We start from the raw sequence: 21,607 nt of genomic DNA, 5'->3' as shown, positions 1-21,607 counted from the left end.
ACCCCTTCCACCCACGTGCAGCAGAACCCACGGCCCTATTGCAGGGGTCACCTCGTCACACACAGAATCCGCTCCGTGACCAAACATCACAACCAAGCAAAGGTAAAACAAGGCCCGGAGTCCATCGCGCCGTCGAGAACACCCTTGGGACGTGGGTCGGCGGTGGATCTTCGTCAAGGATCGTCGTCAAGGTCGAGGGCCACAACCCGACGGGCAGCATGAAGGACCGGAGGGCTCAGTCGATGATCTCCAGTTCACTCACCCATCCGACAGTTGCCACTTTAGCCAACGGTCAGCGGCCATCAGCTGGATGTGACTGCATTGCTGGACTCGCGGGAGGCGGCCGGATTCTCGTTCAGTCACTTCGATGCCGACTCCAGCGTGCGAGCCGCCTTTAGCGATTGACGAGTTTCCCGAATGGCGTAGAGGGCCAAGATGTAGCCGGCCAGCGGATCGGCCCACCACCAGCCGAGAACGCTGTTGAGGACGAGGCCGGCCAGCACCGCGACGGCGAGAATGCCGTCGATGGTGGTGACTCGTGCCTCGGTGCGCAGGACCGGGTTGGCCAGGACAGCGCCGGTACGCGCTTTGCCGGCAGCGAGGGAAAACATCACCAGCGCGGTGATCGCCGTCGGCGATCCCGGCCGGCGAGCGGTCTGGCCGGAGCCCGGCGATCAGCGCGACGGTGGATTGCAGGACGAGATATCCGGCCAACGCGGCAAAGGCGATGCCGATCAGCCGCAGCGCGCGCGCGCGCCGGGCGCCACCGGTGTCGGACAGTTCCCAGATCACCGCGATCGAAGCGCCGATCTCGATCAGCGAGTCCAGCCCGAACCCGGCCAGCGCCACCGACCGGGCCGCGACTGCCGCGGCGGCGAGCACCACGATGCCGACGACGTTCCAGCCCAGTGTCGCCCATTCCAGCGCAAACCCGCGGCGCAGCAGGCGGCTGGTCTTGGTGGCCATGTCGGTGGTCTCGTTGGTGTTGCTCATAGCGTGCGCTCAGCGATCAGGTCGAGAAATTGGTCATGTAGTACGCCGTTGGCATCCTGGCCGTGCTGCGCCAGGTCGACGACCCCGAATCCAACCAGCCTCAACCGGGACTGAGCCGCCTCGACGCGCTGGTGGCCGGGGTCAGCGCGGCCGGTCTGCCGACCACCATCGCCACCACCGGCCAACCACCCAGCACCCTGCCGCCCGCAGTCGACCTCGCCGCCTACCGCATCGTCCAAGAGGCACTAACCAACTCGATCCGCCACGCCGGACCGGCCACGGCCACCGTCCAGTCCAGATCAACTACGACCAACGCGAGATCAGCCTGCAAATCAGCGACACAGGACGCGGACCGGCACCCTCCACTCCAGCTGGCGGTCATGGCCTGATCGGCATGCGCGAGCGGGCCGCAGCCGTCGGCGGCGCCCTGCACGCTGGACCAGGCCACGGCGGCGGATTCCATGTCACCGCACACCTCCCGCTGAAAAAGCCACCAGATGATCCGAGTTCTTCTCGCCGACGACCAAGCCCTCATCCGAGCGGGCTTTCGCGCACTGCTGCAACACACCGACGACATCGAGGTCATCGGTGAAGCCCTGGACGGGGAACAAGCCGTGAGCCTGGCCGCCACGACTCATGCCGATGTTGTCCTGATGGACATCCGGATGCCAGGAGTCGACGGTCTGGAGGCGACGCGCCGCATCGCCGACAACCCGAACCTTGCCGGTGTGCGCGTACTGATCCTGACCATCTTCGAGTCCGACGAGTACGTCTACGAAGCATTACGCTCAGGAGCCGCCGGGTTCGTCGTCAAAGACACCGAACCCGCCGACCTCATCCAAGCCGTCCGCATCGTCGCCGGAGGCGACGCTCTGCTCTCGCCCAGCGTCACACGCCGTCTCATCGCCGATATCGCCGCGCGAGGGCGCCCCGGCAAAGCCGCAACCGACTACCCCCTCGACCGACCGACTCACCGACCGGGAGCGCCAAGTGCTCACCCTGGTCGGCCAGGGTCAATCCAACGACGAGATCGCCAACACGTTGTTCCTCAGCCCCCTCACCGCGAAAACACACGTCAGCCGCATCATGACCAAACTCGCCGCACGCGACCGCGCCCAGCTCGTCGTCATCGCCTACGACGAAACCGGACTCGTGATCGCAGGAGCGCGCGCCCAACCCTGAACAGCGCCGGCCACGGCCGTGCCGGATTCGACCCACTTCGAAAACTCGTCTCCCACGCCTAGCCAGCGACCGGCAGGGCCAACTACTAACCCGGAAATTGGGCCAGATCCTAAAATACTCGACGACACTCGGGCGTCGGGCCCCGGAATTGCTGATTCCCGATTTGCAAACCTCGGCCTCTACCAGATCCACGTGTCGGCAACAACAACTCCTACAACAAAGACAGCGTCGAGAACGCCGTCAAGAAAGCAGTCTGCGCGCGACAGGTCACCCTCGCGGCCGCGCAGCAGACGATGCTGACGAACTGGACCACCGCCAAGGCCGTCCTCGGGATCGGCTGATGACCACCGGGGATCCGGTCCGTACGCATACCCGGCACACCACGCCGGACAGCGGTTTTGTTACATCCGTTGTGACCCGCGGAGGTAAACGCCACGGCAAAGTCATCGCGAGCGATGGGGCGCGGTGGGTCTGGTATGTGTCGACTGTTCGAGCCGAGCCCCTGCGGAGGTCGGCTCCCGGATCGGTTTCAGGTTCAACGTCAACGGAGCTGGAGGTCAGCGCGGCCGGGCTCGGCATGGCCTGTGTGTGTCCTGGTGAGAAATCTTGGCTGACGATTGTGTTTAGCTGAGCCGAAAGCGTTCAGTCGCTCAGCGGGTGGTTTCAGCGATTTTCTTGACATGGTTGTTCCGGATGTTGATCAGCCGGGGCATGTACCAATTGAGTGCCGCCCGTTCGGCGACGGCTCCCAGGAGGCCGAGCGGAGCAGCGAAGTCGACCACGTCGCGCATCAAGGTGCCGCCTTGCTTGTCCGGCTCGAAGTGGTGGGCGTGGTGCCAGCGCTTGAACGGTCCCCGGACCTGCTCGTCGACGAAGTATCCCGGTGGCGTCAAGGCGCTGATCCGGGAGGTCATCCGCCACGGCAGGCCAAAATGCCTGGCTTGCCACGTGACGGTGTGTCACCGAGCGTCAGACGACCAGACGTGACGCCACTGACAGCGCGCTCGGCGGCACCGGCCATCGAAGCGGTATGCACCTCCACCTCCAACGAAACCTCAAAGACACGCTGCGGAGATGCGCTGATGCTAGTGGTGACCTCAAAACGCGGCATTGGGCAACCCTACGACCGACGACGCCCACGGTGCCAACCTGTCCGGGTACGGTGGAGTAGCGCACCGAGCAGAACCGCCCGTACGGAGCCGGGCGGTGAACATGTCCGTCGGGCGCCTGCCAACGGATGAATTCCGTCTCAGTGAGGCTTGGGCGGTGGAGAGATTCACGTGCGAGCCTGACCCCACCGAGGTGGAGTTCGCCGGACACGCCAACAGGCATTGGTTGGCCAGCAGGATCGAGAATGAACGTGGTCTGGTTCGCCAATGGGCGCCTGTGCGGAATGCTCCGCCATTGTGGATCGACATCGGTTACCTCGTAGAAGGTGGAATGAATGGACGCCCCCGCCGAGGGCCGCGAACACGACCTGAGGTGCGATGGCGCGCAAGCGTGCCAGGCGGTTGAGTGCAGCCACGCTGGCGGGCGCGGCCTTGGTGACGCATTTGCCTGGACCATCTCTGGGCAGTTGTGGGGTAGGCCGTCCGCCGCTACGAGTATCGTGTACAACGTCTGCGACACTCATGCATCGTTGACGATCAAGAGGCGGCAATGGGTATCAGGCAGTTGGCAGCCACCATGTTATGCGTCGGAACCGGGTTGGCGGCATGGGTGACGCCTGCTGCCGCCGCACCGACCGTGTCGATCCCGCTTGTCGGGCTGACGGTGACCCCGGCCACGGCCGTGGTCGGTGATCAGGTCACGGTGGCGGCAACGCTCACCAACAACACCTCCGCGACGGTGTCGGCGGCACTGGGTATTGAGAATCCTCAGTACGCGTCGCAGAAGATCACCGGGGTGGGTGGAAGCGGGTGCGCCCGACGCAACCTCCAACGCCTCATCTATATGCGGCAACTCGTTATTGGCCCCCGGCGCCACCGCGAGCATCATCGTGACTCTGGTGACCACTGCCGCCGGAACCGACAACTTCACAGCCTATGGGCGCATTACCAACACCAACGACGTCTACGCGTACGCCACACTCAGCACTTCCTGAACGTCTGGGCGCGCGAGACCAGCTAACGGGCGGGTCCGCAGACGCGCGACCTCGAATCGGCCACGCCGACATCAAAAACCGGCCGCGGCGGCGCAGCGAGGCTGGTATTGATCTCAAGATGCGGCACGTGGAGACTTAACAATAATGTGTCAGGTACGCCAGCCAGGGGGAGCGGTCGACCACCGATACTGGGGCAAGCAGTCCGGTGCGCTGGTCCGCGATGCAGGTCCCGTGGACCTGCCCGTCCTGGTTCCATTGATAGTCTTGGCCCCAGCCGTTGGGGTCGCAGTTGGTGGCTACCCACCACGAATTTCCGTTGTCGTCCACCTGCTGATGCACACCGCAGGTGTCCGCCGGTGCCGCCGATGCTGGCACGGTAGGTCCGACGAGCGCGACGGCCGCGACTGTCATCGCGATCAACAATTTACGCACGAGTTTCCCATCACTGGTTCCGTTCTCGGATTTCGAGAAATAATGACGAATGGCAAGGTGGGGTTAAGCAGGATAACGGATATAGAGCCACCATTCGCCAGAATTGACCACGTCGCAGGCGTAGCCAATGGCGGCCGGGTCATGGCGGACCAGGTCTGCTCCATCGGTGGCACACCGATTGTGGTCGAAATAGCTGCCTTCGAACTCACAGCCAGCGAACGGCTGGCCTGGGTCCAACGAGTTGAAACAGATACCGTCTGCCGCGGCCGGCGTCAGCGGCGTGAGCAGAGCACCGCACGTCACCACGCCAACAACCAAGCTAGCCAACCAACGTCTCGGGATCAATTCGAACTCCTTCGTCAGGGTCCAGCCGTGAGGTCAGTAGATCGTGAGGCTGATGATGATGGCGTCAGGCGGAAGGCTACCGGACTCGTTCCGGCCGAACACGACCGGCGGCGGGCAGCGGTCCGGGAGGATATACGTGAACGTGCCATAGTTGTTTTCCGCGTACCACAGTCCGACAGGGGCCAGATGCATGGTCATGGTCCCGCTGTCGGTGTAACAGACGGGATATCTGTCGACGTAGAAAGTGAAGTACTGGAAGGAGTTACTATCGTCGCACGCGGTGTTCTGGATGGCTGGCGACGCTGTGGACGCGCTACTGGGGCTGGGTGTGATCGAGAGCAGCGCGGCAACCAACACAGCTGCGGTCACCCTGACCTTCGAGATCCTCGTGAGGATTTTCATAAGACATTCTCCAAGCACAGTCAAAGTCCGACATAGCCCAACGGACAGGGCAGAGGTGATCGTACGACGAGACCAACAGTCGCCCGCAATTGACAATTGTCACCAATGTTCAGCGGTTTTCACGCCAAAGGCAGTAGCGACTGCAGCACCAGTGAAGCCCATGACAAATGTGAATTCGGTCTTGGATGCCTCGCTGTAACGTCTCAATCAGTTGGTCAACACCTAACGGTCACGTAAGCGGCGGTAGAAGGCGTAGATTTTCCAGGGAGTGTCCGCATAAGCGGTCCAGCCAATGGGTCGTGGACCAGGTCTATCGGACCCTTGAGTCGTTGATGACCTGTTTAGGGCGTGTCTGCTTATTCGGCGCGGCCGGGTAGGTGATCATGAATGGATGCTGCGGACGGGCGCTATTTCAGATGAGTTGTGGGCAGTTATTGAGCCGGTCATGCCGATGCGTGGTGGCCGGCGGGGACGGCCGTGGAATGATCATCGGCTGACATTGGAAGGGATCGTGTGGCGGTTCCGGACCGGTACGCCTTGGCGTGATGTGCCGGATCACTTCGGGTCGTGGCAGTCCCTCTGGGAGCGGCATAATCGCTGGTCAGTGGACGGAACCTACGTGCGGATGTTCACGACTGTGCAAGCGGGGACACCGGATGGTGGCGCTGAGTTGATGCGATTGCTGTCCGTTGATTCAACCAACGTTCGTGTGCATCAACACGCCGGGGCGTGTCATGCCAAGTGTGTAAGCCGGAGGTGTACCAAGATCGACTGGCCTGTTGGTTGGTCGGAAGGGACACCGTATGACTCGGAACATTTCGTCTCGTCGTGATGATGAGACGGCGGCTGCGCGGCTGACGGGGGCGCTCTCGACCGCGACGATCGATGCTCTACTAGCGGACGCGAAGGCCACTGGGACGCCGGTAGACGGGGCGAACGGTCTGCTGAACCAGATGACCAAGGCGGTGCTGGATCGGACGTTGCAGGTCGAGATGAGCGACCACCTGGCTATGAGCACGGCGCGCCGGAGGGACGCGGGTCCGGCAACTCCCGGAACGGGCTAACCCGCAAGACCGTGTCCACGCTCAGCGGCCCGGTCCAGATCGAGGTGCCGCGGGACCGGAACGGGACGTTCGAGCCCACGATCGTACCCAAACGTGCCCGTCGTTTGGGGAATATCGATGACATGATCCTGTCTTTGTACTCGCGAGGAATGACAACTCGTGACATCGAGGCGCATTTACTTGAAATATATGGAGTAAACGCGTCCCGGGAGTTGATCTCGAACATCACCGACGTGGTCGTCGACGAGATCAAGCTGTGGCAGTCACGGCCGCTGGACGAGGTCTACCCGATCCTCTACATCGACGGGATCCGGGTCCGAATCAAGGACAACGGCGTGGTCACCACCAAGGTCGCGTACCTGGCCATCGGAGTGGACGTGGACGGCCGCAAACACTCCCTCGGATGCTGGATCCAGGACACCGAGGGAGCCAAGTTCTGGGCCAAGGTCCTGACGGACTTGCGCAACCGCGGCGTGCGGGACATCCTCATCGCGTGCTGCGACGGGCTGACCGGGCTCCCGGACGCGATCCGCTCAATCTTCCCTGACACCGTAGTGCAAACCTGCGTCGTGCACGTCATCCGCAACGCCATGCGGTTCGTGTCCTACAAGGACCGCAAACCACTGGCCGCGTCGATGCGCGAGATCTATACCGCGCCCACCCTGGAGGCCGCCGAGCTCGCCCGCGACGCGTTCGCCAAGACCCACGGCAAACAATACCCCGGAGCCGTCGACGTGTGGAACAACGCCTGGAACGACTTCACCCCCTTCCTGGACTACCCCGCAGAACTCCGGAAAATTGTCTACACCACCAACCAAATCGAATCCATCAACTTCCAACTCCGCAAAATCACCAAAAACCGCGGACACTTCCCCGACAAAGACGCAGCCATGAAACTCATCTACCTCGGACTACGCAACATCTCCACCCAACGCGGCGGAGCCTCAGGAACAGGCACCTGGGGCTGGAAAATAGCACTCAACACCCTCACCCAACTATTCCCCGGCCGCCTAACATTCTGATATAATAAGACAAGTAAGCCAATCACCTCCGGCTTACACAGAAATCGTGACAGGCTCACACGCCGCGGGCGCCCCTAAACCGGACACAGGGGGGCTCCATCGAATGACAAGAATCGGCCCGATGAACCTGCCGACCACGCGATCGGACGATCCCGCGGCGGGCTGACGACCAAGATCCACGCCCTGGCCGACACCCTCTGCTGCTTGGTCACCGTCCTGCTCTCGGCCGGCCAAGCCGGCGACAACCCGTATCTGATACCGCTGCTCACCGCTCGCAAAGAGGGCGACGACAGGAAATTTCGGCTGCTGGCGGACAAGGCGTACTCACACCCCTCGACCCGCCAGCGGCTGCGTGATCTCAAGATCCCCCACACGATTCCTGAGCGCAGCGACCACATCCAGCATCGCAAAGCCAAAGGCTCAACCGGCGGCCGACCACCAGCCTTCGACCCCGAGATCTACAAAGAACGCAACACCGTAGAACGCGCCTTCGCCGGCATCAAACAATGGCGCGCCATCGCCACCCGCTACGAGAAATACGCCACCAACTTCCTCGGCGGCGTCCACCTCGCAGCCCTCATCACCACCTACCACCAGGCACATCAATTAGCAGACACGCCCTAGGGGCACGGTGTCCTCGCCTGCGACGTAAGGCGCACGGATACTGGGCGGTGCGCCAAGAACTCCTGCCCACGGCGGGAGGTAAACGGCGCCTGTTCCGTCGGTCCACGTACACCACAGCCACACAAGCCCAGGCCGATCTGGACGTGGGGCGCGCCATCCTGGCGCTCCCAGGGCCCGACGACGACGACGGCAGGGAGAACGTGGCCGCGTTGTTGGCGCACCTGTCCCGAACCGGTGAACCGCTTCCTGAGCCCGACACTGTCCAACGCCGGCTACACGCGCCGGTGACGTTGACCGCGAAAGTCACCATCGCGCAATGGTTGGATCAATGGCTGGCCGCCAAACGAGGCCGGACACCGAAGTCATACGAAGTCGACGTGCGGGTGCACCTCAAACCCCGGATCGGGAATATCCGCATCGACAGGCTGACCGTCGGCCAACTGGCGGACATGTTCGACGCGATCGACGAGGAGAACATCGCGCGGGAGGCCAACAACACCGCCCGGCGCGACATCGAGTCGCGCCGCAAAGCCGCGCACGGCCGCAAGGACAAAGCCGTCCTACGCGAGGAACTCCACGCACTGCCGCCGTACCGGCGCCCAACCGGACCCACCACGCAGAAGAACATCCGGGCATGCCTGCGGGCGGCGCTGAACAAGGCGATCTCCCACCAACTGATCACCTTCAACCCAGCCGCCCACCTCGACATGCGTGACACCAAGAAGACCCGGCCGCTGGTCTGGACGGCGTCCCGCATCGAGTTCTGGCAGCAGACCGGTCGCGCGCCCGGACCGGTGATGGTGTGGACACCCGAGCACACCGGAGCGTTCCTGGACCACATCACCAACGACCCGCTCTATCCCCTCTTCCACCTGATCACCTTCCGCGGGCTACGCCGCGGCGAAGCGTGCGGCGCCCGCTGGATCGACCTAGACGAAGCAGAGGAACCCCTCACCATCGCCACCCACTCGTCCTGGACGGCTGGGACGTGGTCGAGGCGCCACCCAAAACCCAGGACGGCAACCGCACCATCGCCCTGGACGCCACGACACTCTCCACCATCCGCAAACACCGCACCCGACAGAAACAACACCGGCTCGCCCACGGAGCCAACTGGAACGACACCGGACGCATCTTCACCCAAGACGACGGCTCCTGGCTACACCCCGGAAAGGTCACCGACCACTTTCAACGCCTCGTCACCGACAGCGGCTTACCCCCGGTCCGACTCCACGACCTTCGACACGGCGCCGCCGCCCTCGCCTACGCCGCCGGAGCCGACACCAAAGACATCCAGGAAATGCTCGGCCACGCCAACCTCAACTTCACCTCCGACACCTACACCAGCGTCCTGCCCCAGCTCGCCCACACCAACGCGAAGCCACCGCGAAAATCGTTCCCAGAAAAGCCCAATGAGATGAAGGAAACATCCTGGGCACACAATGGGCACACAACCGCTCCACATGCGCCGTCACGCATGGATCACCGCAGCCGCCCACGATCAACAAAAACACAAAACCGCAGCTCACACGCAGTGTGCTGCGGTTTCGGACGAGAGCCGGCGAGGGGACTTGAACCCCTAACCTTCCGATTACAAGTCGGATGCGCTACCAATTGCGCCACGCCGGCGGACCCGTCAATGGTAGGCGATGGCGGTGGGCGGGTCTGGCTGCGGGCGGCGGTGTCGTAGCCGGGAGGCAGACTCAGGAGCATGCGGGTCGTGCTGAACACCGAGCGCCAGCCGGCGTTGCTGACCGTCGATGAGGCGGGGGCGCCGGTTGGACCGGTGCGGCGGACCGCTGACGTGGTGGCGGAGGTACGAGCGGCGTCCCCCCGATACGCGATACGCGGTGGGTGTGGCCCGACGCGGTCAGCACTTATAGACCGCTGCTGGCGGCGGGCGTACGGGTGCAGCGGTGTCATGATTTGGCGCTGACCGAGGCTTTGCTGCTCGGGTACGACGGGCGGTGGGGTCAGCCGCGGGCGGTGGCGGCGGCTTGGGCGCGGCTGACGGGGCATCCGGTGCCGGCCGATCCGGAGCCAGCGCAACGGGACGCGCCGGCGTCGTTGTTCGAGCCGGACCGGACCGGACTGCCGCCGGAGGTGGATCCGCTGGAGGCGGCCCGGCTGGTGTTCGCCGACCAGCAGCGCCGGATCGCGGCCCTCCCCGAGCCGGGCAAGTTCCGGCTGCTGGTGGCAGCGGATTCGGCGGGTGCGCTGGTGGCCGAGGAGATGGGCCGCGCTGGGCTGCCGTGGCGTACGGACGTCCATGACGCGCTGCTGGCCGCGCTGCTGGGTGGCCGGACGCCTCCGGGCGTAAGACCGACCCGGCTCGCTGAGCTCGCGAACCAGGTGGGCGAGGCGTTGGGCAACCGGTCGCTGAATCCCGACTCGCCGGCTGAGGTGCTGCGCGCGTTCGGCCGGGCCGGGCATCCGCTGGAGAACACCCGGTCGGCGGCGGTGAAGCAAAAATCGACCATCCGGCGGTCGAGCCTTTGTTGGAATACAAGGAACTCGCGCGCATCTTCACGGCGAACGGCTGGGCCTGGCAGGCCGAGTGGGTACGGGACGGCCGGTTCCGCCCGGAGTACGTGCCGGCCGCGGTCGTCTCCGGCCGGTGGGCGACCGACCCGCGGTGGCGGCGGGCTGCAGATCCCACGCCGGCTACGCAAGGCGGTGGTGGCCGAGGACGGCTGGGTGCTGATCGTCGCCGACGCGGCGCAGGTCGACCCGCGGATCCTGGCCGCGATGTCCGGCGACACCGGGATGCTGCGGGCCGCCCGCGAACCAGACCTTTACTCCGCCCTCGCCGCGGAGGCCTTCGCCGGCGAGCGCGCGAAGGCGAAACTTGGGCTGCTCGGCGCCATGTACGGGCAGACCGGTGGCGCTGCGGCAGCCCCCGCTGGCAACCCTTCGCCGCCGCTATCCGCAGGCCCTTGAACTGCTGGAACAAGCCGCCCCCAAGCGGGTGAGACCGGCGGCTTGGTGCGCTCGTGGCTGGGCCGTACGTGCCCGCCTGGCAACGCGGCGGTGGCCGAGCCGTCGGACGGCGGGGTCAGCGAGGACGGGCCACCGGATCGTACGAGCGTGTCCGCGGCCCGTGCCCGCGGTCGCTTCACCCGCAACTTCGTCGTGCAGGCCACCACCGCGGAGGAGGGGCCGGCGCACTGATCGCGGACCTGCGTACCCGGCTGACCGGCATCGACGGCGCCGAGTTGGTCTTCTACCAGCACGACGAGGTGATGGCCCACGCCCCGAAGGACGTGGCTGACCAGGTGGTCACCGCCATCGGCGAAGCCGCCGCGACCGCGACCCGGCTGCTTTTCGGCGCCCACCCCGGCCCGCTTCCCGGTCGCCGTCGACGTGGTCGACTGCTATGCCGACGCCGCCCACGGCACCCTGCTGGGCTGACGCCGACCCGAAAATGCCGCCCCCGAATTCCAGCCTGCCGGCTGGGGGCGACAATTTCGGGCCGCATGTTCTAGCTGATATGCAGGGAGAAAATGTCGATGCTTGGGTTGAAATACTGGTAATGGTGCTTCGGGAACCATTCCCGGCATGCCGAGCAGCCGGGCGCTTTGTAAACGAACCATCCGGAGTTGTTGCCGCTGTCATAGGCGTCGACGGGGAAATAGCCGTTGCCGTTGTACAGCTGGATATCACCGGCGTACGCGAAACAACGGTCGCCGGGGATCTGGTGGAAATGGAGGAACCCGTCGCTCGCGCCGATGCAGCGGACCTCTTGCAACGTCGGTGGCGCCGCACTGGCAGGCCCGGTGATTCCCAGCACAACCGCCGCCGCGACCGCGACGAAGGTGAGCGTCTTTGCTGTGAACATTGAGCGAAAATCCCCATTCGGTCGCCTCAACTGGCCCTTTCCGGCCAGCCAGCATTGTGCCCTCCAGACGGATCGTACGCAATTGACGAATGTCAGATCCACCCGGTGGATCAGGACTTCAGAAAATGAGGAGCTTACGAACGAAAGCGCGCACTATTTGACTTCCCAGCGCTGAACGGTCGCGAGGTTCAGCGGTTGTACGATTGGGCCTCGGAGTGTCATTGTTGTTGAGAGAAGTCGCCAGTAATCCACCACCGCAACAAAGAACAACCACCCCGACCGAGATGATGACGATTATCAGCGCGCAACCGAAAATGCCGCCCCCGAATCGAGGCTGCCAGCGAGCACCGACATTTTCGCGGCGCACCCGGCTTCGGCGTCGCATTGTTCGCAACGCCCCTTCGCTTGCGGCAGGCGCAAGTAAAGGGCCGTTGCGAGCAGAAGGTCAGAGGGCGCGTACGTCGATGGCGTCCGCCATGGCGTGGTAGCCGGCGTCGCTGGGGTGCAGGTGGTCGCCGCTGTCGTACGCCGGCCGCATCCGGTTCGGGTCGGCCGGATCGGCCAGCGCGTGGTCGAAATCGACGACAGCGTCGAAGGCTCCGCTGGTACGGATCCACTGGTTGACCGCGGCCCGAACAGTCGCGCCGTGCGGGGTGTCGTAACCCGGGTACGGGCAGCCCTCGGTCGGCGTCAGGGTCGCGCCGATCACCCGGATCCCGCGGGGGTGCGCGGCGGCGGCGATCAGCGCGCGATAGCCGCCGATCAGATCCTGCGCGCTCACCAGTTCGCCGAGTCCGCCTTCGCCGAAACCGATGTCGTTGATGCCTTCCAGGACGATAACGGTCCGTACGTCCGGCTCGCCCAGCACATCCCGGCCGAACCTCGACAGGCCACTGTCCCCGAAGCCCGGCGAGTCATGCAACAGCCGGTTGCCGGAGATGCCAGCGTTGGCGATCCCGGTAGGGCGACCGTCGGCGAGTCGTTCGGCAAGCTCGTCGGGATAGCGATTGTTCTTGTCCACACTGGAAAAAGCGCCATCGGTGATGGAATCGCCAAAGGCGACCACGGTGCCGCGGCCGGTCGCCCCCCCACGTCGACACCGGAAAGGTAATACCAGGACTCCGAGTTTTCGTCGTTGAAGGCGGCCGATCCGCTGTCCGAGCGGTGGTCGCCAGCGGCCCGGTACGAGGTGGCCGACGCCAGCGGATGGAAGGTCGCTGGGCCGGTGGGACCAGCGAAGTAGAGCGTGACCGCCAGCCGATCCAGCCCCAGAACGGGCAGCGGGACCGGGTCGGAAATCGCGGTACGACCGGCGGCCACCGCCGTCGACAGCGACCAGCCGAAGCTGACCGGCCGCAACGATCCGGCGCGTACGGCCGCCCCGTCAGCGGCCTGCCCGACAGTGGCGCCGGCCAGCCGCAACGGCGTCTTGCCGTACACATTGGACACTCGGATCCGGATCGCCGCACCGGCTCGGCTGACGCGTACGACCTCACGAATCGACTGGTGGTCGAAGCCGGTCACCGACCAGTTGGTGGCGCCGGTGTCGCCAGGAGCAGCGACCTGGGCCGACTCCCACCCGCCGGTCCAGCCGACCGGCGACGCCACCGCGGGCGCCCCGGCCGCGCCGACGACCAGCGCCGCCGCGACCGAAACTCCTCGAAGAAAGTGCGTTCTCATTTCGATATCCTCCTCGGTTTCCTAAGGACATCGAAACGGTCGACGGCATCTCTACATCCGCCGAGGGCAGCTACTCCGGAGCTGGACCGGTGGTGGCTCTTACGACCAGGTCGGCCGTCAGCATCCTGGTCCGCGGCGCCGGCCGCTCACTGGTGTCCAGCAGCAGCTCGCCAGCCGCCCGGCCCTTTTCCCGGAGCGGCTGTCGGACGGTCGTGAGGTGCGCCAGCGCGGCGTCCGGCACGTCGTCGAAGCCGGTGACGGACATTTGCGCTGGCACCGAGATCCCCCGCTCGGACAGCGCGTCCAGGACGCCCAACGCGACGATGTCGGTGATGGACACGATCGCCGTACGGTCCGGATAGGCATCCAGCAGCTTGCCGGCGCCCTGCGCGGCCAGCTGCCGGTCGTTGGCCGGCAACTCCATCACCGGCACGTCATCCCAGCCGACGCCGACCGCCTCCAACGACCGGCGCAGCCCGTCCAACCTGTTGCGTACGACGTGATAGCCGGCGGCCCGCTGCCGATCGCGAGACGCGAAGCCAAAAGTGGCGTCCGGGCTGATCGCCGAGCTGACCACGCCCACCCGCCGGTGCCCGAGGTCGACCAGGTGCCGGGCCAGCGCGATCATCGCGGCCCGGTCGTCGACGCCGACGAAGTCCACGCCGTCCACCCCGGCCGGCTCGTCGACCACCACGGTTGGCACCGGGCGGTCCAGCACGGTCTGCAGGAACTCGTTGCCCTCCGGCATCGAATAGACCACGAACCCGTCCACCGCCGCCCGCGCCACCACGGCCGGATCAGTGCCGCTGGCACCTTCGACGGCTGGTACGAGCAGAAGCCCGACCCGGGCGTCCTCACAGGCCAGCGAGAGGCCCTCCAGGAAGGCCACCGCACCCGGGTCGCGGAACGCGTACGACAGCCGTTCGGTGAGCAGCAGCCCCCCGACCGCGCCGGCCCGGCGGATCCGCAGCGAGCGGGCCACCGGGTCCGGGCCCGGGTAGCCGAGCCGCTTGGCGGTGTCCAGGACTCGCTGGCGCAGCTGCGGCGACAGCTGGTCCGGCCGGTTGTAGGCGTTGGAGACCGTCGTACGGGAAACCCCGAGCTCGGCTGCCAGCGAGGCGAGCGTCGCGGTTCGCCGGATCCGCTGGCCCGCGTGCTGTGCTGTCATGGACGGACCATAACCGATTCAGGCTCGTTTGCTCCGCAAAGGTCGACACTGACTGTGCTCAATGCAGGTTGGTGCGGTAATCGCAGGCTTTTAACGCACGAACGACCGGACTTCACAGTCCCTGGGCGATAACCGCGGCGACCCGGACCCAAGCGTCCCGGGTTTGCGGGGAAAGCGCGTGGTAGTCGATCCGGCCACCGTGGTCCAGGGCCGCGTCGTACGGCGTCTGGATGACCGCGCGCGTACGGCTGGCGAAGTGTTGCGCCAGGTCCGCATACGCGGCCTGCTCAATCGCCGGCGCCGGGGTGGAGAAGACCGTCACGGCGTGCGCGACCTTCGCCGCATATCCGTCCTCGACCAGCAGCTCCAGCATCCAGTCGGCGGCGAAAGCGGCGTCCTCACGGGGCAGCGTGATGACGACCAGCTGGTCGGCCCGCTCGATGATGGTCCGCCAGTTGTCGCTGTCGATGTTGTTGCCGGTGTCCACGATGACGATCTGATGGCTGCGGGTCACCGCGCGGGCCAGCCGTTGGACGACGTCGGTGGTGAGCAGCCGGCCGATCCGCGGATCCTCGTCGGAGGCCAGCACGTCGAAACAACCGTCGTCCTGGCGGCGCAAGTAGGCGTCCAGCTCTTCCGGATACGGCCCGCCGGTGGCTTCCAGCTCCGGCAGGTCGTGCAGCAGGTGCTTGATCGTGCGGCCGTGCCGGGCCGTACCAGCGCGCAGCCCGAGGGTGCCGCGCAGCTCGTTGTCGTCCCAGGCCAGCACACCCCGGCGGCGCAGCACGCCGAAGCTGGCCGCGGTCAACACGGACGCGGTGGTCTTGTGCGCGCCACCCTTGGGGTTGATGAAGGCGATCACCCGGGGGCCGGGGATCTGCGCTCGCACGGTGTCGATCAGCCGGGCGATCTCCGGGGCTGGATACTGGTTGAGAGCCAGCGGGTCGGCCAGCTGGGCTTGCGGAGCCTGCGGGGCACGGACCACTGCCTCGTCTTCCTCCGCGCGACGGCGGTTGAAGAGCCGCCGCCAGCCGGACGGCGGGTGCTCTGGCGGGCCGGACTCACGGATCGACTCTCGTACGGCGCCGTGCCGGTTCGGCGGGGACCACTGAGTTGGCGGTATGGTCGGCGGTCGCTCTGTCACAGCCCCGCTCCCCTCCATGCGTCGGCGCCCGGACACCATTGTCGACGGTGTATCAGGAAGACCGCTATGAGCCTACGGCCATCGGTGCCGTGACCTGCATCCGACACCACCTCTGGTTACGCAGCGTCGCTGATTGGGTACGAGCTCGATTCTGCCCGGTTTCTCATCGAAGAGGGTGGCCCGAGTCACTCGCGAAATGTAGGTTGACTGCGGGCTGCCTGCATGGAGGCCCGAGGGCAAGGTGGGTCGAAACGGAAATATGCCAATCATCCTGGCGTAGTTGATCTTCCGTACGACCGGCCTGGGCGGCAAGCACGTCACCGTGCGCCACCCGCTCCCTCCACTCGGATCGTCCGGCACGTTCCTGCCGGTGGAAGGAAGCACGATGGCTACTGTCACGTACGAGGGGGCGAGCCGGATCTATCCCGGCACCACGACTCCCGCGGTCAACAAGCTCGACCTGGAGATCACCGACGGCGAGTTCCTGGTCCTGGTAGGCCCGTCCGGCTGTGGGAAGTCCACGTCGCTGCGGATGCTGGCCGGTCTTGAGGACGTCGACGAGGGCGCGATCAAGATCAACGACCGCGACGTGTCCAACCTGCCGCCCAAGGCCCGCGACATCGCGATGGTCTTCCAGAACTACGCGCTCTACCCGCACATGACGGTCTTCGACAACATGGGCTTCGCGCTCAAGCTGAAGAAGGTCCCGAAGGCGGACATCAAGAAGCGGGTCGCCGAGGCGGCCAAGATGCTCGACCTCGAGCCCTACCTGGACCGCAAGCCCAAGGCGCTCTCCGGTGGCCAACGGCAGCGGGTCGCGATGGGCCGCGCAATCGTACGCGAGCCCCAGGTCTTCCTGATGGACGAGCCACTGTCGAACCTGGACGCCAAGCTGCGCGTGCAGACCCGTTCGCAGATCGCGTCGCTGCAGGCCCGGCTCGGCACGACCACTGTCTACGTCACGCACGACCAGGTCGAGGCCATGACGATGGGCCACCGGGTCGCCGTCCTCAAGGACGGCTTCCTGCAGCAGGTCGACACCCCCCGCGCGCTCTACGACACCCCGAAGAACGCGTTTGTGGCCGGCTTTATCGGCTCGCCCGCGATGAACCTGAAGACCGTGCCGCTGGTCGACGGCGGCGCGCAGCTGGGCGGCATCGTCGTACCGCTGACCCGCGAGCAGGTCGCGGCGGCCGGCGCGAATGGCGCGAAGACGGTCACCATCGGCTTCCGGCCGGAGGACCTGGACATCGCCGGCAACGGCAAGTCGCTCACCAAGGAAGACGACCCCGGCTTCTCGATCAACGTGGAGCTGGTCGAGGAACTCGGTTCGGACGCCTTCGTTTACGGCACCGCCGAGCTGGGCGGCGACCAGGAGCGGATCGTCGTGCGTACGGACGGCCGTACGCCGCCGGCGATGGGCGACAAGGTGTCGATCGCCATCCGCAAGGGCCAGGAGCACCTGTTCCACGCCGAGACCGGCGAGCGGATCCGGGCCTAGTTTATCTCGTACGAAAGCGCCCCCCCGGCCTGGTTGGCCGGGGGCGCTTTCGTCCAGCTCAGCGGGTGATATCGACCTGCGAGAAGGACTTGTAGTGGTCGCCGGTGTAATACCAGTGCGCCGGGTTGGTGCTGCCTCCACCGGTGATGATGCGGCGAGTGCCACGAGTCGGCGCACCGGGCGTCTTCACCGTGTATTCGTGGTAATAGCCGGAAGTTTGCGCTGGCAACAGGCCCTCACGGTTGTCAAAGACAACACCGTCCTGCGGGTACGGGAACGGGCCGCCCTTCTGCACCAACCGAACCGTGTCGGTCGCCTGCGACGGCAAGCTCGACAACCCGACGGTTGGCAACGGCAACGCTTTCTGCACGCTCGCTTGTTGCACGCTGGCTTGTTGCACGCTGGCTTGTTGGGCGCTGGCCGCTGCCGGTCCGGCGGTGACCGACGCCGGCGCGGTCAGCCCGAACAGTCCCGCCAGCAGCGCGGTCAGCAGCAGGAGGACGACGGGTTTGGGAGTACGAGAGTGTGGTCTCATGCGTTCGTACGATAGGTGCCGTTCGTCACTTATTGACGGATTATCCGAAGATTTCGCACTTTGATTACCATCTGGTTACCCGCCCACCCACCGCTCGCCGCTCGCTCGCCGCGAATGTAACCAAACAGCTCCGTTTTGTCCGTTTTGTGAACCGTACGGTTACATTCGCAGGTGCCCGACTGCGCAATAATCACTGGAGTCACAGAGGTAACGGTCGAGCCCGAAATACAGGACTCCCATCCCGAAATATGAGACGGAATCCGGTCAGCCACATTCCACGGTGACCCATGAGGTCGGGTCAATTTTCACTGCCAGTGATCAATTTCCGGGTGCGGCGCAAAAAAACTGTCGTACCCACCCCCAAAAATCACCCCCCCCCCAGTGACGGGTGGGGGGCGGGTTCGAGGACCAATGTCCAACTAAAAATCAAGGTCCACCTCTCGACCCACCCCCCGCCCGTTCAAAGGGAGGGGGAAAGAAAAAAACAGACACCTACGACAATTCCGCGCCGTAACAGGTACTTCAACACCAAACCAGCCGCACGGGTTTTCCATCCCAACCCCCCCGCCCGCGCGGCGGCCGAAGGCCGTCCCGGTGTTCGAGGCGGTGGGGTGCCCGGTTTTTGGGCGCCCCGGCGACGCGAACACCTTCGCGCCGCGGCAGGAACTGCCGCCAGAGACTCAGCCGCGGCGTTGGCGAGCTACTTCGGCGAGGGTGACGGCGGCGGCGATGGAGGCGTTGAGGGATTCCGCGCCGGTGGCCATCGGGATGGAGATGCGCATGTCGCAGGTCTCGGAGACCAGCCGGGACAGGCCCTTGCCTTCGGAGCCGACCACCACGACCACCGGGTCGACGCCGGCCGCGAAGTCGTCGAGATCCAGTTCGCCGACGGCGTCCAGGCCGACGACCAGGAAGCCCTCGTCTTGGCAAGCCTTGAGGGCTCGTACGAGGTTGGTCACCCTGGCCACCGGGAGCCGGGCGGCGGCGCCGGCGGACGTACGCCAGGCGGTCGCGGTGATGCCGGCGGAGCGGCGGGACGGGAGCACCAGGCCGTGCGCGCCGAAGGCACCGGCGGAGCGGATCACCGCGCCGAGGTTGCGCGGGTCGGTCACCCCCCCGTCCAAGGCGACCAGCAGGCCCGCGGCGGGCTGTTGGCGGACCTTGCCGAAAACGTCGTCGAGCTCGGCATACTGGTACGGCGGGACCTGCAGGCCGATGCCCTGGTGCAGCACCCCGCCGGTCATCCGGTCCAGCTCGGCCCGGGAGATCTCCAGGATCGCGAGTCCGCGGTCGGCGGCCAGCTTCACGGATGTCTTGACCCGGTCGTCAGCGTCGATGCCGAGCGCCACGTAGAGCGCGGTGGCCGGGATCTGCGCGGCCAGCGCCTCGGACACCGGGTTGCGCCCGACCAGCAGCTCAGGTGCGTCGGCAGCGGCTGCCGAGCGGCGGCCTGGGGCGGTACGGGGTTTGGGCGGCTGGCCGGCCTTGGCGGTGGCGGCCCGCTGGGCGGCGGTGGCCCGCCGCTTGGCCGGATGACCGGTCCGTTCCTCCGCCTTCGGGGTCGGTCCACGGCCGGCCAGTTTGCGCCGGTTCAGCCCGCCGGTGCCTTTGCTGGCGCCCTTCTTGGACGAGGTGTTCCGCCGGTTGGGGCGCTGTGAATTGCCTGGCATCGGGAGTTGTCTCCTTGGTCGCACCGAATGAGAGTCAGGATCCAAACGGCTGCGCAGGACTGCCCTCTTACGTCAATCGTACGTGGGCAGCCCCGCAGACAACGAATCTCTGCTAACGCTCCAGGGTCCAGCGGGGGAGCCGGCGGCGCCGTCCTCGACTTGTACGCCGGCTGCTTTCAAGTTGTCGCGCAGCGCGTCCGCGGTGGCGAAATCCTTGCGGTTGCGGGCATCCTGGCGGGCCGTGAGGATGCCGGCGACCAGCGCGTCGACGACCTCCCGGAGCCGGTCACCGGACTGGTCCGCACTCGCGCCACCAGCCCATTCCGGTGCACTTGAGTCCAACCCGAGGATGCCGAGCATGGCGCGGACATTGCCCAACGCGGCTCGTACGGCCGGAAGGTCCTCGCTCTGAAGAGCGGTGTTGCCCTCCCGGATGGTGTCGTGCGTGCACCACCGCGACGGCCCGCGGCACCCCCAGGTCGTCGTCCATCGCGGCGACGAACGCCTCGGGCAGGTCGACGGCCGGGACCTCACCGACCTTCTCGCTCGCACGGACCACGAAGTCCTCGATGCGCCGGTACGCGGTGACGGCCTCGGCCAGCGCTTCTTCGCTGTACGCGATCGTGGACCGGTAATGCGGGGTCGAGAGGTAATAACGCACCTCGATGGGCCGCGCGATCTGGGTGACCGCGTCCAGTGAGAGCACGTTGCCCAGCGACTTGCTCATCTTCTCGCCGGCGAGGGTGACCCACGCGTTGTGCAGCCAGAACGCGCTGAACTGCTGCCCGTCCGCCCGCGACTGGGCGATTTCGTTCTCGTGGTGCGGAAAAAAAAAAAGGTCGATGCCGCCGCCGTGAATGTCGAAGGCCGGTCCCAGGTATTTGCCGGCCATCGCCGAGCACTCCAGGTGCCAGCCCGGCCGGCCCGGCCCGCCCCCAGGGCGAGGCCCACGACGCGGTCGCCGGCTCACCTGGTTTGGTGCCCTTCCACAGCGTGAAGTCCACCGCGCTGCGCTTGCCGGTGGCGAGCGTCTCGCCCTGCTGCATGGCGTCGACCTGCTGCCCGGACAGCTCCCCGTACGCGGGCCAGGAGGCCACGTCGAAATAGACATCGCCATCGGCCGCGTACGCGTGACCAGCCGCGATCAGCCGGCGCATCATCTCGACCATCTCCGGGATGTGCCCGGTCGCGCGCGGCTCGACGGTCGGCGGCAGGCAGCCGAGCAGCTGGTAGCTGGCGGTCAGCACCCGCTCGATCCGGGCCGCCCGGGCCCACCACCACTGCTCGCCGGCGTCGGCCGCGCGACGCAGGATCTTGTCGTCGATGTCGGTGACATTGCGGACGTACGTGACTTCATAACCCGAGTGCCGCAGCCACCGCAGCAGCACGTCGAAGTTCAGCCCGCCGCGCAGGTGGCCGATGTGCGGCACCGCGTCGACCGTCATGCCACACAGATACATGCCGACCTGACCGGGTGTCACCGGGGTGAAGTCCCGGACGGACCGTGACAGCGAGTCGTACAGGCGCAAGCTCACCCCAACCAGGGTATTCGACGCCGTCACCGGCCGGGTGAGCACGGCGAGATCCATGCCCCGGCGGGTACGCGAAAGCCCCCGATGAACCAGTCAACGGTTCATCGAGGGCCAAAGCGGCGTGACTACTCGGCGTCGTCCTCCGATGAGGGCGCGTCATCAGAGTCATCCGAGGCGAGGATGACGTAGAGCGCCTTACGCGCCTGCGTCAGGACCTTCTTCGCCTCCGTGACCTGGGCCTGGGTGCCGGCCTGCATGACCTGGCCGAAGGCCATCATCACCTGGGCGACCAGGTTCTGGACCTCCACCACGTCGTCGCCGGGGCCGTCGGTGAGCACCTCGAAGGCGGCCGCGAGCTCCTCGCGACGGGA

General features: G+C 65.9%; 20 protein-coding genes, 1 tRNA gene and 6 pseudogenes. 12 read left to right on the top strand and 15 right to left on the bottom strand.

Annotated features, from left to right (window positions below; all coding sequences use genetic code 11):
• Positions 1-258: 258 nt before the first annotated feature.
• Positions 259-993 (bottom strand): hypothetical protein, encoded by a 735-nt coding sequence (locus tag GNX96_RS67050; RefSeq protein ID WP_279579282.1) that lies wholly within the window; start codon positions 991-993, stop codon positions 259-261.
• 62 nt (positions 994-1,055) lie between these two features.
• Between GNX96_RS67050 and GNX96_RS03885 the strand changes: the two genes are divergently transcribed.
• On the top strand, positions 1,056-1,382 hold the full coding sequence (locus GNX96_RS03885; RefSeq protein WP_163567023.1) for a sensor histidine kinase: 327 nt from the start codon (positions 1,056-1,058) through the stop codon (positions 1,380-1,382).
• A 75-nt stretch (positions 1,383-1,457) separates the two neighbouring features.
• Here GNX96_RS03885 and GNX96_RS48590 read toward each other — a convergent pair whose 3' ends face one another.
• Entirely contained in the window at positions 1,458-1,631 is a 174-nt protein-coding gene (locus GNX96_RS48590; RefSeq protein WP_279579320.1) for a hypothetical protein, read from the bottom strand.
• On the opposite strand from GNX96_RS48590, the pseudogene GNX96_RS03880 reads away from it, so the two are divergent.
• Positions 1,548-2,175: pseudogene (locus tag GNX96_RS03880) on the top strand (response regulator). The gene GNX96_RS48590 and the pseudogene GNX96_RS03880 sit on opposite strands and share 84 nt — an antisense overlap.
• A 650-nt stretch (positions 2,176-2,825) precedes the next feature.
• On the opposite strand, the gene GNX96_RS48585 reads toward GNX96_RS03880, so the two are convergent.
• Positions 2,826-3,089 carry an SRPBCC family protein gene (locus GNX96_RS48585; protein WP_279579281.1) on the bottom strand — a complete coding sequence of 88 codons (264 nt, stop codon included), beginning with the start codon at positions 3,087-3,089 and terminating at the stop codon, positions 2,826-2,828.
• A gap of 805 nt (positions 3,090-3,894) precedes the next feature.
• Here GNX96_RS48585 and GNX96_RS03870 point away from each other — a divergent pair.
• On the top strand, positions 3,895-4,305 hold the full coding sequence (locus tag GNX96_RS03870) for a hypothetical protein (protein ID WP_163567022.1): 411 nt from the start codon (positions 3,895-3,897) through the stop codon (positions 4,303-4,305).
• Between the two features lie 109 nt (positions 4,306-4,414).
• On the opposite strand, the gene GNX96_RS03865 is transcribed toward GNX96_RS03870, so the two are convergent.
• The 3 genes from GNX96_RS03865 to GNX96_RS03855 form a co-directional block, all read right to left on the bottom strand.
• Positions 4,415-4,711 (bottom strand): hypothetical protein, encoded by a 297-nt coding sequence (locus GNX96_RS03865; protein ID WP_163567021.1) that lies wholly within the window; start codon positions 4,709-4,711, stop codon positions 4,415-4,417.
• 63 nt (positions 4,712-4,774) lie between these two features.
• The gene (locus GNX96_RS03860; RefSeq protein WP_163567020.1) at positions 4,775-5,038 is read right to left on the bottom strand and encodes a hypothetical protein; all 264 of its coding nucleotides are present in this window, start codon (positions 5,036-5,038) and stop codon (positions 4,775-4,777) included.
• A gap of 51 nt (positions 5,039-5,089) precedes the next feature.
• Positions 5,090-5,458 carry a hypothetical protein gene (locus GNX96_RS03855; RefSeq protein ID WP_163567019.1) on the bottom strand — a complete coding sequence of 123 codons (369 nt, stop codon included), beginning with the start codon at positions 5,456-5,458 and terminating at the stop codon, positions 5,090-5,092.
• 391 nt (positions 5,459-5,849) lie between these two features.
• Here GNX96_RS03855 and GNX96_RS03850 point away from each other — a divergent pair.
• The 4 pseudogenes from GNX96_RS03850 to GNX96_RS62415 all read left to right on the top strand — a co-directional run.
• Positions 5,850-6,200, top strand: a pseudogene (locus tag GNX96_RS03850) (IS5 family transposase); the annotation flags it as partial.
• A 112-nt stretch (positions 6,201-6,312) separates the two neighbouring features.
• Positions 6,313-7,544, top strand: a pseudogene (locus GNX96_RS03845) (IS256 family transposase).
• An 87-nt stretch (positions 7,545-7,631) separates the two neighbouring features.
• Positions 7,632-8,168: pseudogene (locus GNX96_RS03840) on the top strand (IS5 family transposase); the annotation flags it as partial.
• A gap of 802 nt (positions 8,169-8,970) precedes the next feature.
• Positions 8,971-9,462 (top strand): annotated as a pseudogene (locus tag GNX96_RS62415) (hypothetical protein); the annotation flags it as partial.
• 262 nt (positions 9,463-9,724) lie between these two features.
• Here GNX96_RS62415 and GNX96_RS03830 read toward each other — a convergent pair.
• Positions 9,725-9,797: transfer RNA gene (locus GNX96_RS03830), tRNA-Thr, on the bottom strand.
• Positions 9,798-10,022: 225 nt separating this feature from the next.
• Between GNX96_RS03830 and GNX96_RS03825 the strand changes: the two genes are divergently transcribed.
• Genes GNX96_RS03825 through GNX96_RS48570 form a run of 3 tightly spaced genes read left to right on the top strand, consistent with a single transcriptional unit; the run spans position 10,023 to position 11,653 of the window.
• Positions 10,023-11,108 (top strand): DNA polymerase, encoded by a 1,086-nt coding sequence (locus GNX96_RS03825; RefSeq protein WP_279579279.1) that lies wholly within the window; start codon positions 10,023-10,025, stop codon positions 11,106-11,108.
• A 45-nt stretch (positions 11,109-11,153) separates the two neighbouring features.
• Positions 11,154-11,339 (top strand): hypothetical protein, encoded by a 186-nt coding sequence (locus GNX96_RS48575; RefSeq protein WP_279579278.1) that lies wholly within the window; start codon positions 11,154-11,156, stop codon positions 11,337-11,339.
• 44 nt (positions 11,340-11,383) lie between these two features.
• A complete protein-coding gene (locus GNX96_RS48570) occupies positions 11,384-11,653 on the top strand; it encodes a hypothetical protein (RefSeq protein ID WP_279579277.1) in 270 nt (89 codons plus the stop codon).
• On the opposite strand, the gene GNX96_RS03820 is transcribed toward GNX96_RS48570, so the two are convergent.
• Both GNX96_RS03820 and GNX96_RS48565 read right to left on the bottom strand, forming a co-directional pair.
• On the bottom strand, positions 11,650-12,006 hold the full coding sequence (locus GNX96_RS03820) for a hypothetical protein (protein WP_163567017.1): 357 nt from the start codon (positions 12,004-12,006) through the stop codon (positions 11,650-11,652). The genes GNX96_RS48570 and GNX96_RS03820 overlap by 4 nt on opposite strands.
• 445 nt (positions 12,007-12,451) lie before the next feature.
• The gene (locus tag GNX96_RS48565) at positions 12,452-13,027 is read right to left on the bottom strand and encodes an SGNH/GDSL hydrolase family protein (RefSeq protein ID WP_279579313.1); all 576 of its coding nucleotides are present in this window, start codon (positions 13,025-13,027) and stop codon (positions 12,452-12,454) included.
• Positions 13,028-13,252: 225 nt separating this feature from the next.
• Between GNX96_RS48565 and GNX96_RS48560 the strand changes: the two genes are divergently transcribed.
• Positions 13,253-13,711: a hypothetical protein gene (locus tag GNX96_RS48560; protein ID WP_279579276.1), complete on the top strand. Its 459-nt coding sequence runs from the start codon at positions 13,253-13,255 to the stop codon at positions 13,709-13,711.
• A gap of 45 nt (positions 13,712-13,756) precedes the next feature.
• Here GNX96_RS48560 and GNX96_RS03810 read toward each other — a convergent pair whose 3' ends face one another.
• Together GNX96_RS03810 and GNX96_RS03805 are read right to left on the bottom strand one after the other, a co-directional pair.
• Positions 13,757-14,854 (bottom strand): LacI family DNA-binding transcriptional regulator, encoded by a 1,098-nt coding sequence (locus tag GNX96_RS03810; RefSeq protein ID WP_163567016.1) that lies wholly within the window; start codon positions 14,852-14,854, stop codon positions 13,757-13,759.
• 112 nt (positions 14,855-14,966) lie between these two features.
• Positions 14,967-15,998 carry a MinD/ParA family ATP-binding protein gene (locus GNX96_RS03805; protein WP_163567015.1) on the bottom strand — a complete coding sequence of 344 codons (1,032 nt, stop codon included), beginning with the start codon at positions 15,996-15,998 and terminating at the stop codon, positions 14,967-14,969.
• 385 nt (positions 15,999-16,383) lie between these two features.
• Between GNX96_RS03805 and GNX96_RS03800 the strand changes: the two genes are divergently transcribed.
• Positions 16,384-17,499, top strand: coding sequence for an ABC transporter ATP-binding protein (locus tag GNX96_RS03800; RefSeq protein ID WP_163567014.1), 1,116 nt, complete (start codon positions 16,384-16,386; stop codon positions 17,497-17,499).
• 58 nt (positions 17,500-17,557) lie between these two features.
• Here the strand turns inward: GNX96_RS03800 and GNX96_RS03795 are convergent, their stop codons facing one another.
• The 4 genes and pseudogenes from GNX96_RS03795 to GNX96_RS48555 all read right to left on the bottom strand — a co-directional run bounded on the left by GNX96_RS03795 (position 17,558) and on the right by GNX96_RS48555 (position 21,574).
• Positions 17,558-17,995 (bottom strand): ribonuclease, encoded by a 438-nt coding sequence (locus GNX96_RS03795; protein ID WP_390623909.1) that lies wholly within the window; start codon positions 17,993-17,995, stop codon positions 17,558-17,560.
• 719 nt (positions 17,996-18,714) lie between these two features.
• Positions 18,715-19,704: a 23S rRNA (guanosine(2251)-2'-O)-methyltransferase RlmB gene (gene rlmB / locus GNX96_RS03790; protein ID WP_163567012.1), complete on the bottom strand. Its 990-nt coding sequence runs from the start codon at positions 19,702-19,704 to the stop codon at positions 18,715-18,717.
• A gap of 112 nt (positions 19,705-19,816) precedes the next feature.
• Positions 19,817-21,293, bottom strand: a pseudogene (gene cysS, locus GNX96_RS03785) (cysteine--tRNA ligase).
• 68 nt (positions 21,294-21,361) lie between these two features.
• Positions 21,362-21,574 (bottom strand): hypothetical protein, encoded by a 213-nt coding sequence (locus GNX96_RS48555; RefSeq protein ID WP_279579319.1) that lies wholly within the window; start codon positions 21,572-21,574, stop codon positions 21,362-21,364.
• Positions 21,575-21,607 lie beyond the last annotated feature (33 nt).

Source organism: Fodinicola feengrottensis, assembly GCF_010993775.1.
Lineage (GTDB): Bacteria > Actinomycetota > Actinomycetes > Mycobacteriales > HKI-0501 > Fodinicola > Fodinicola feengrottensis.
Note: the sequence above shows the minus strand (reverse complement) of the source record. Positions and strands in the feature narration are given on the sequence as shown.

Coding starts and splice junctions, on each gene's coding strand:
- GNX96_RS67050 (WP_279579282.1), bottom strand. CDS start 993: ATGAGCAACACCAACGAGACCACCGACATGGCCACCAAGACCAGCCGC.
- GNX96_RS48590 (WP_279579320.1), bottom strand. CDS start 1,631: ATGAGTCGTGGCGGCCAGGCTCACGGCTTGTTCCCCGTCCAGGGCTTC.
- GNX96_RS48585 (WP_279579281.1), bottom strand. CDS start 3,089: ATGACCTCCCGGATCAGCGCCTTGACGCCACCGGGATACTTCGTCGAC.
- GNX96_RS03855 (WP_163567019.1), bottom strand. CDS start 5,458: ATGAAAATCCTCACGAGGATCTCGAAGGTCAGGGTGACCGCAGCTGTG.
- GNX96_RS03820 (WP_163567017.1), bottom strand. CDS start 12,006: ATGTTCACAGCAAAGACGCTCACCTTCGTCGCGGTCGCGGCGGCGGTT.
- GNX96_RS03810 (WP_163567016.1), bottom strand. CDS start 14,854: ATGACAGCACAGCACGCGGGCCAGCGGATCCGGCGAACCGCGACGCTC.
- GNX96_RS03800 (WP_163567014.1), top strand. CDS start 16,384: ATGGCTACTGTCACGTACGAGGGGGCGAGCCGGATCTATCCCGGCACC.
- rlmB (WP_163567012.1), bottom strand. CDS start 19,704: ATGCCAGGCAATTCACAGCGCCCCAACCGGCGGAACACCTCGTCCAAG.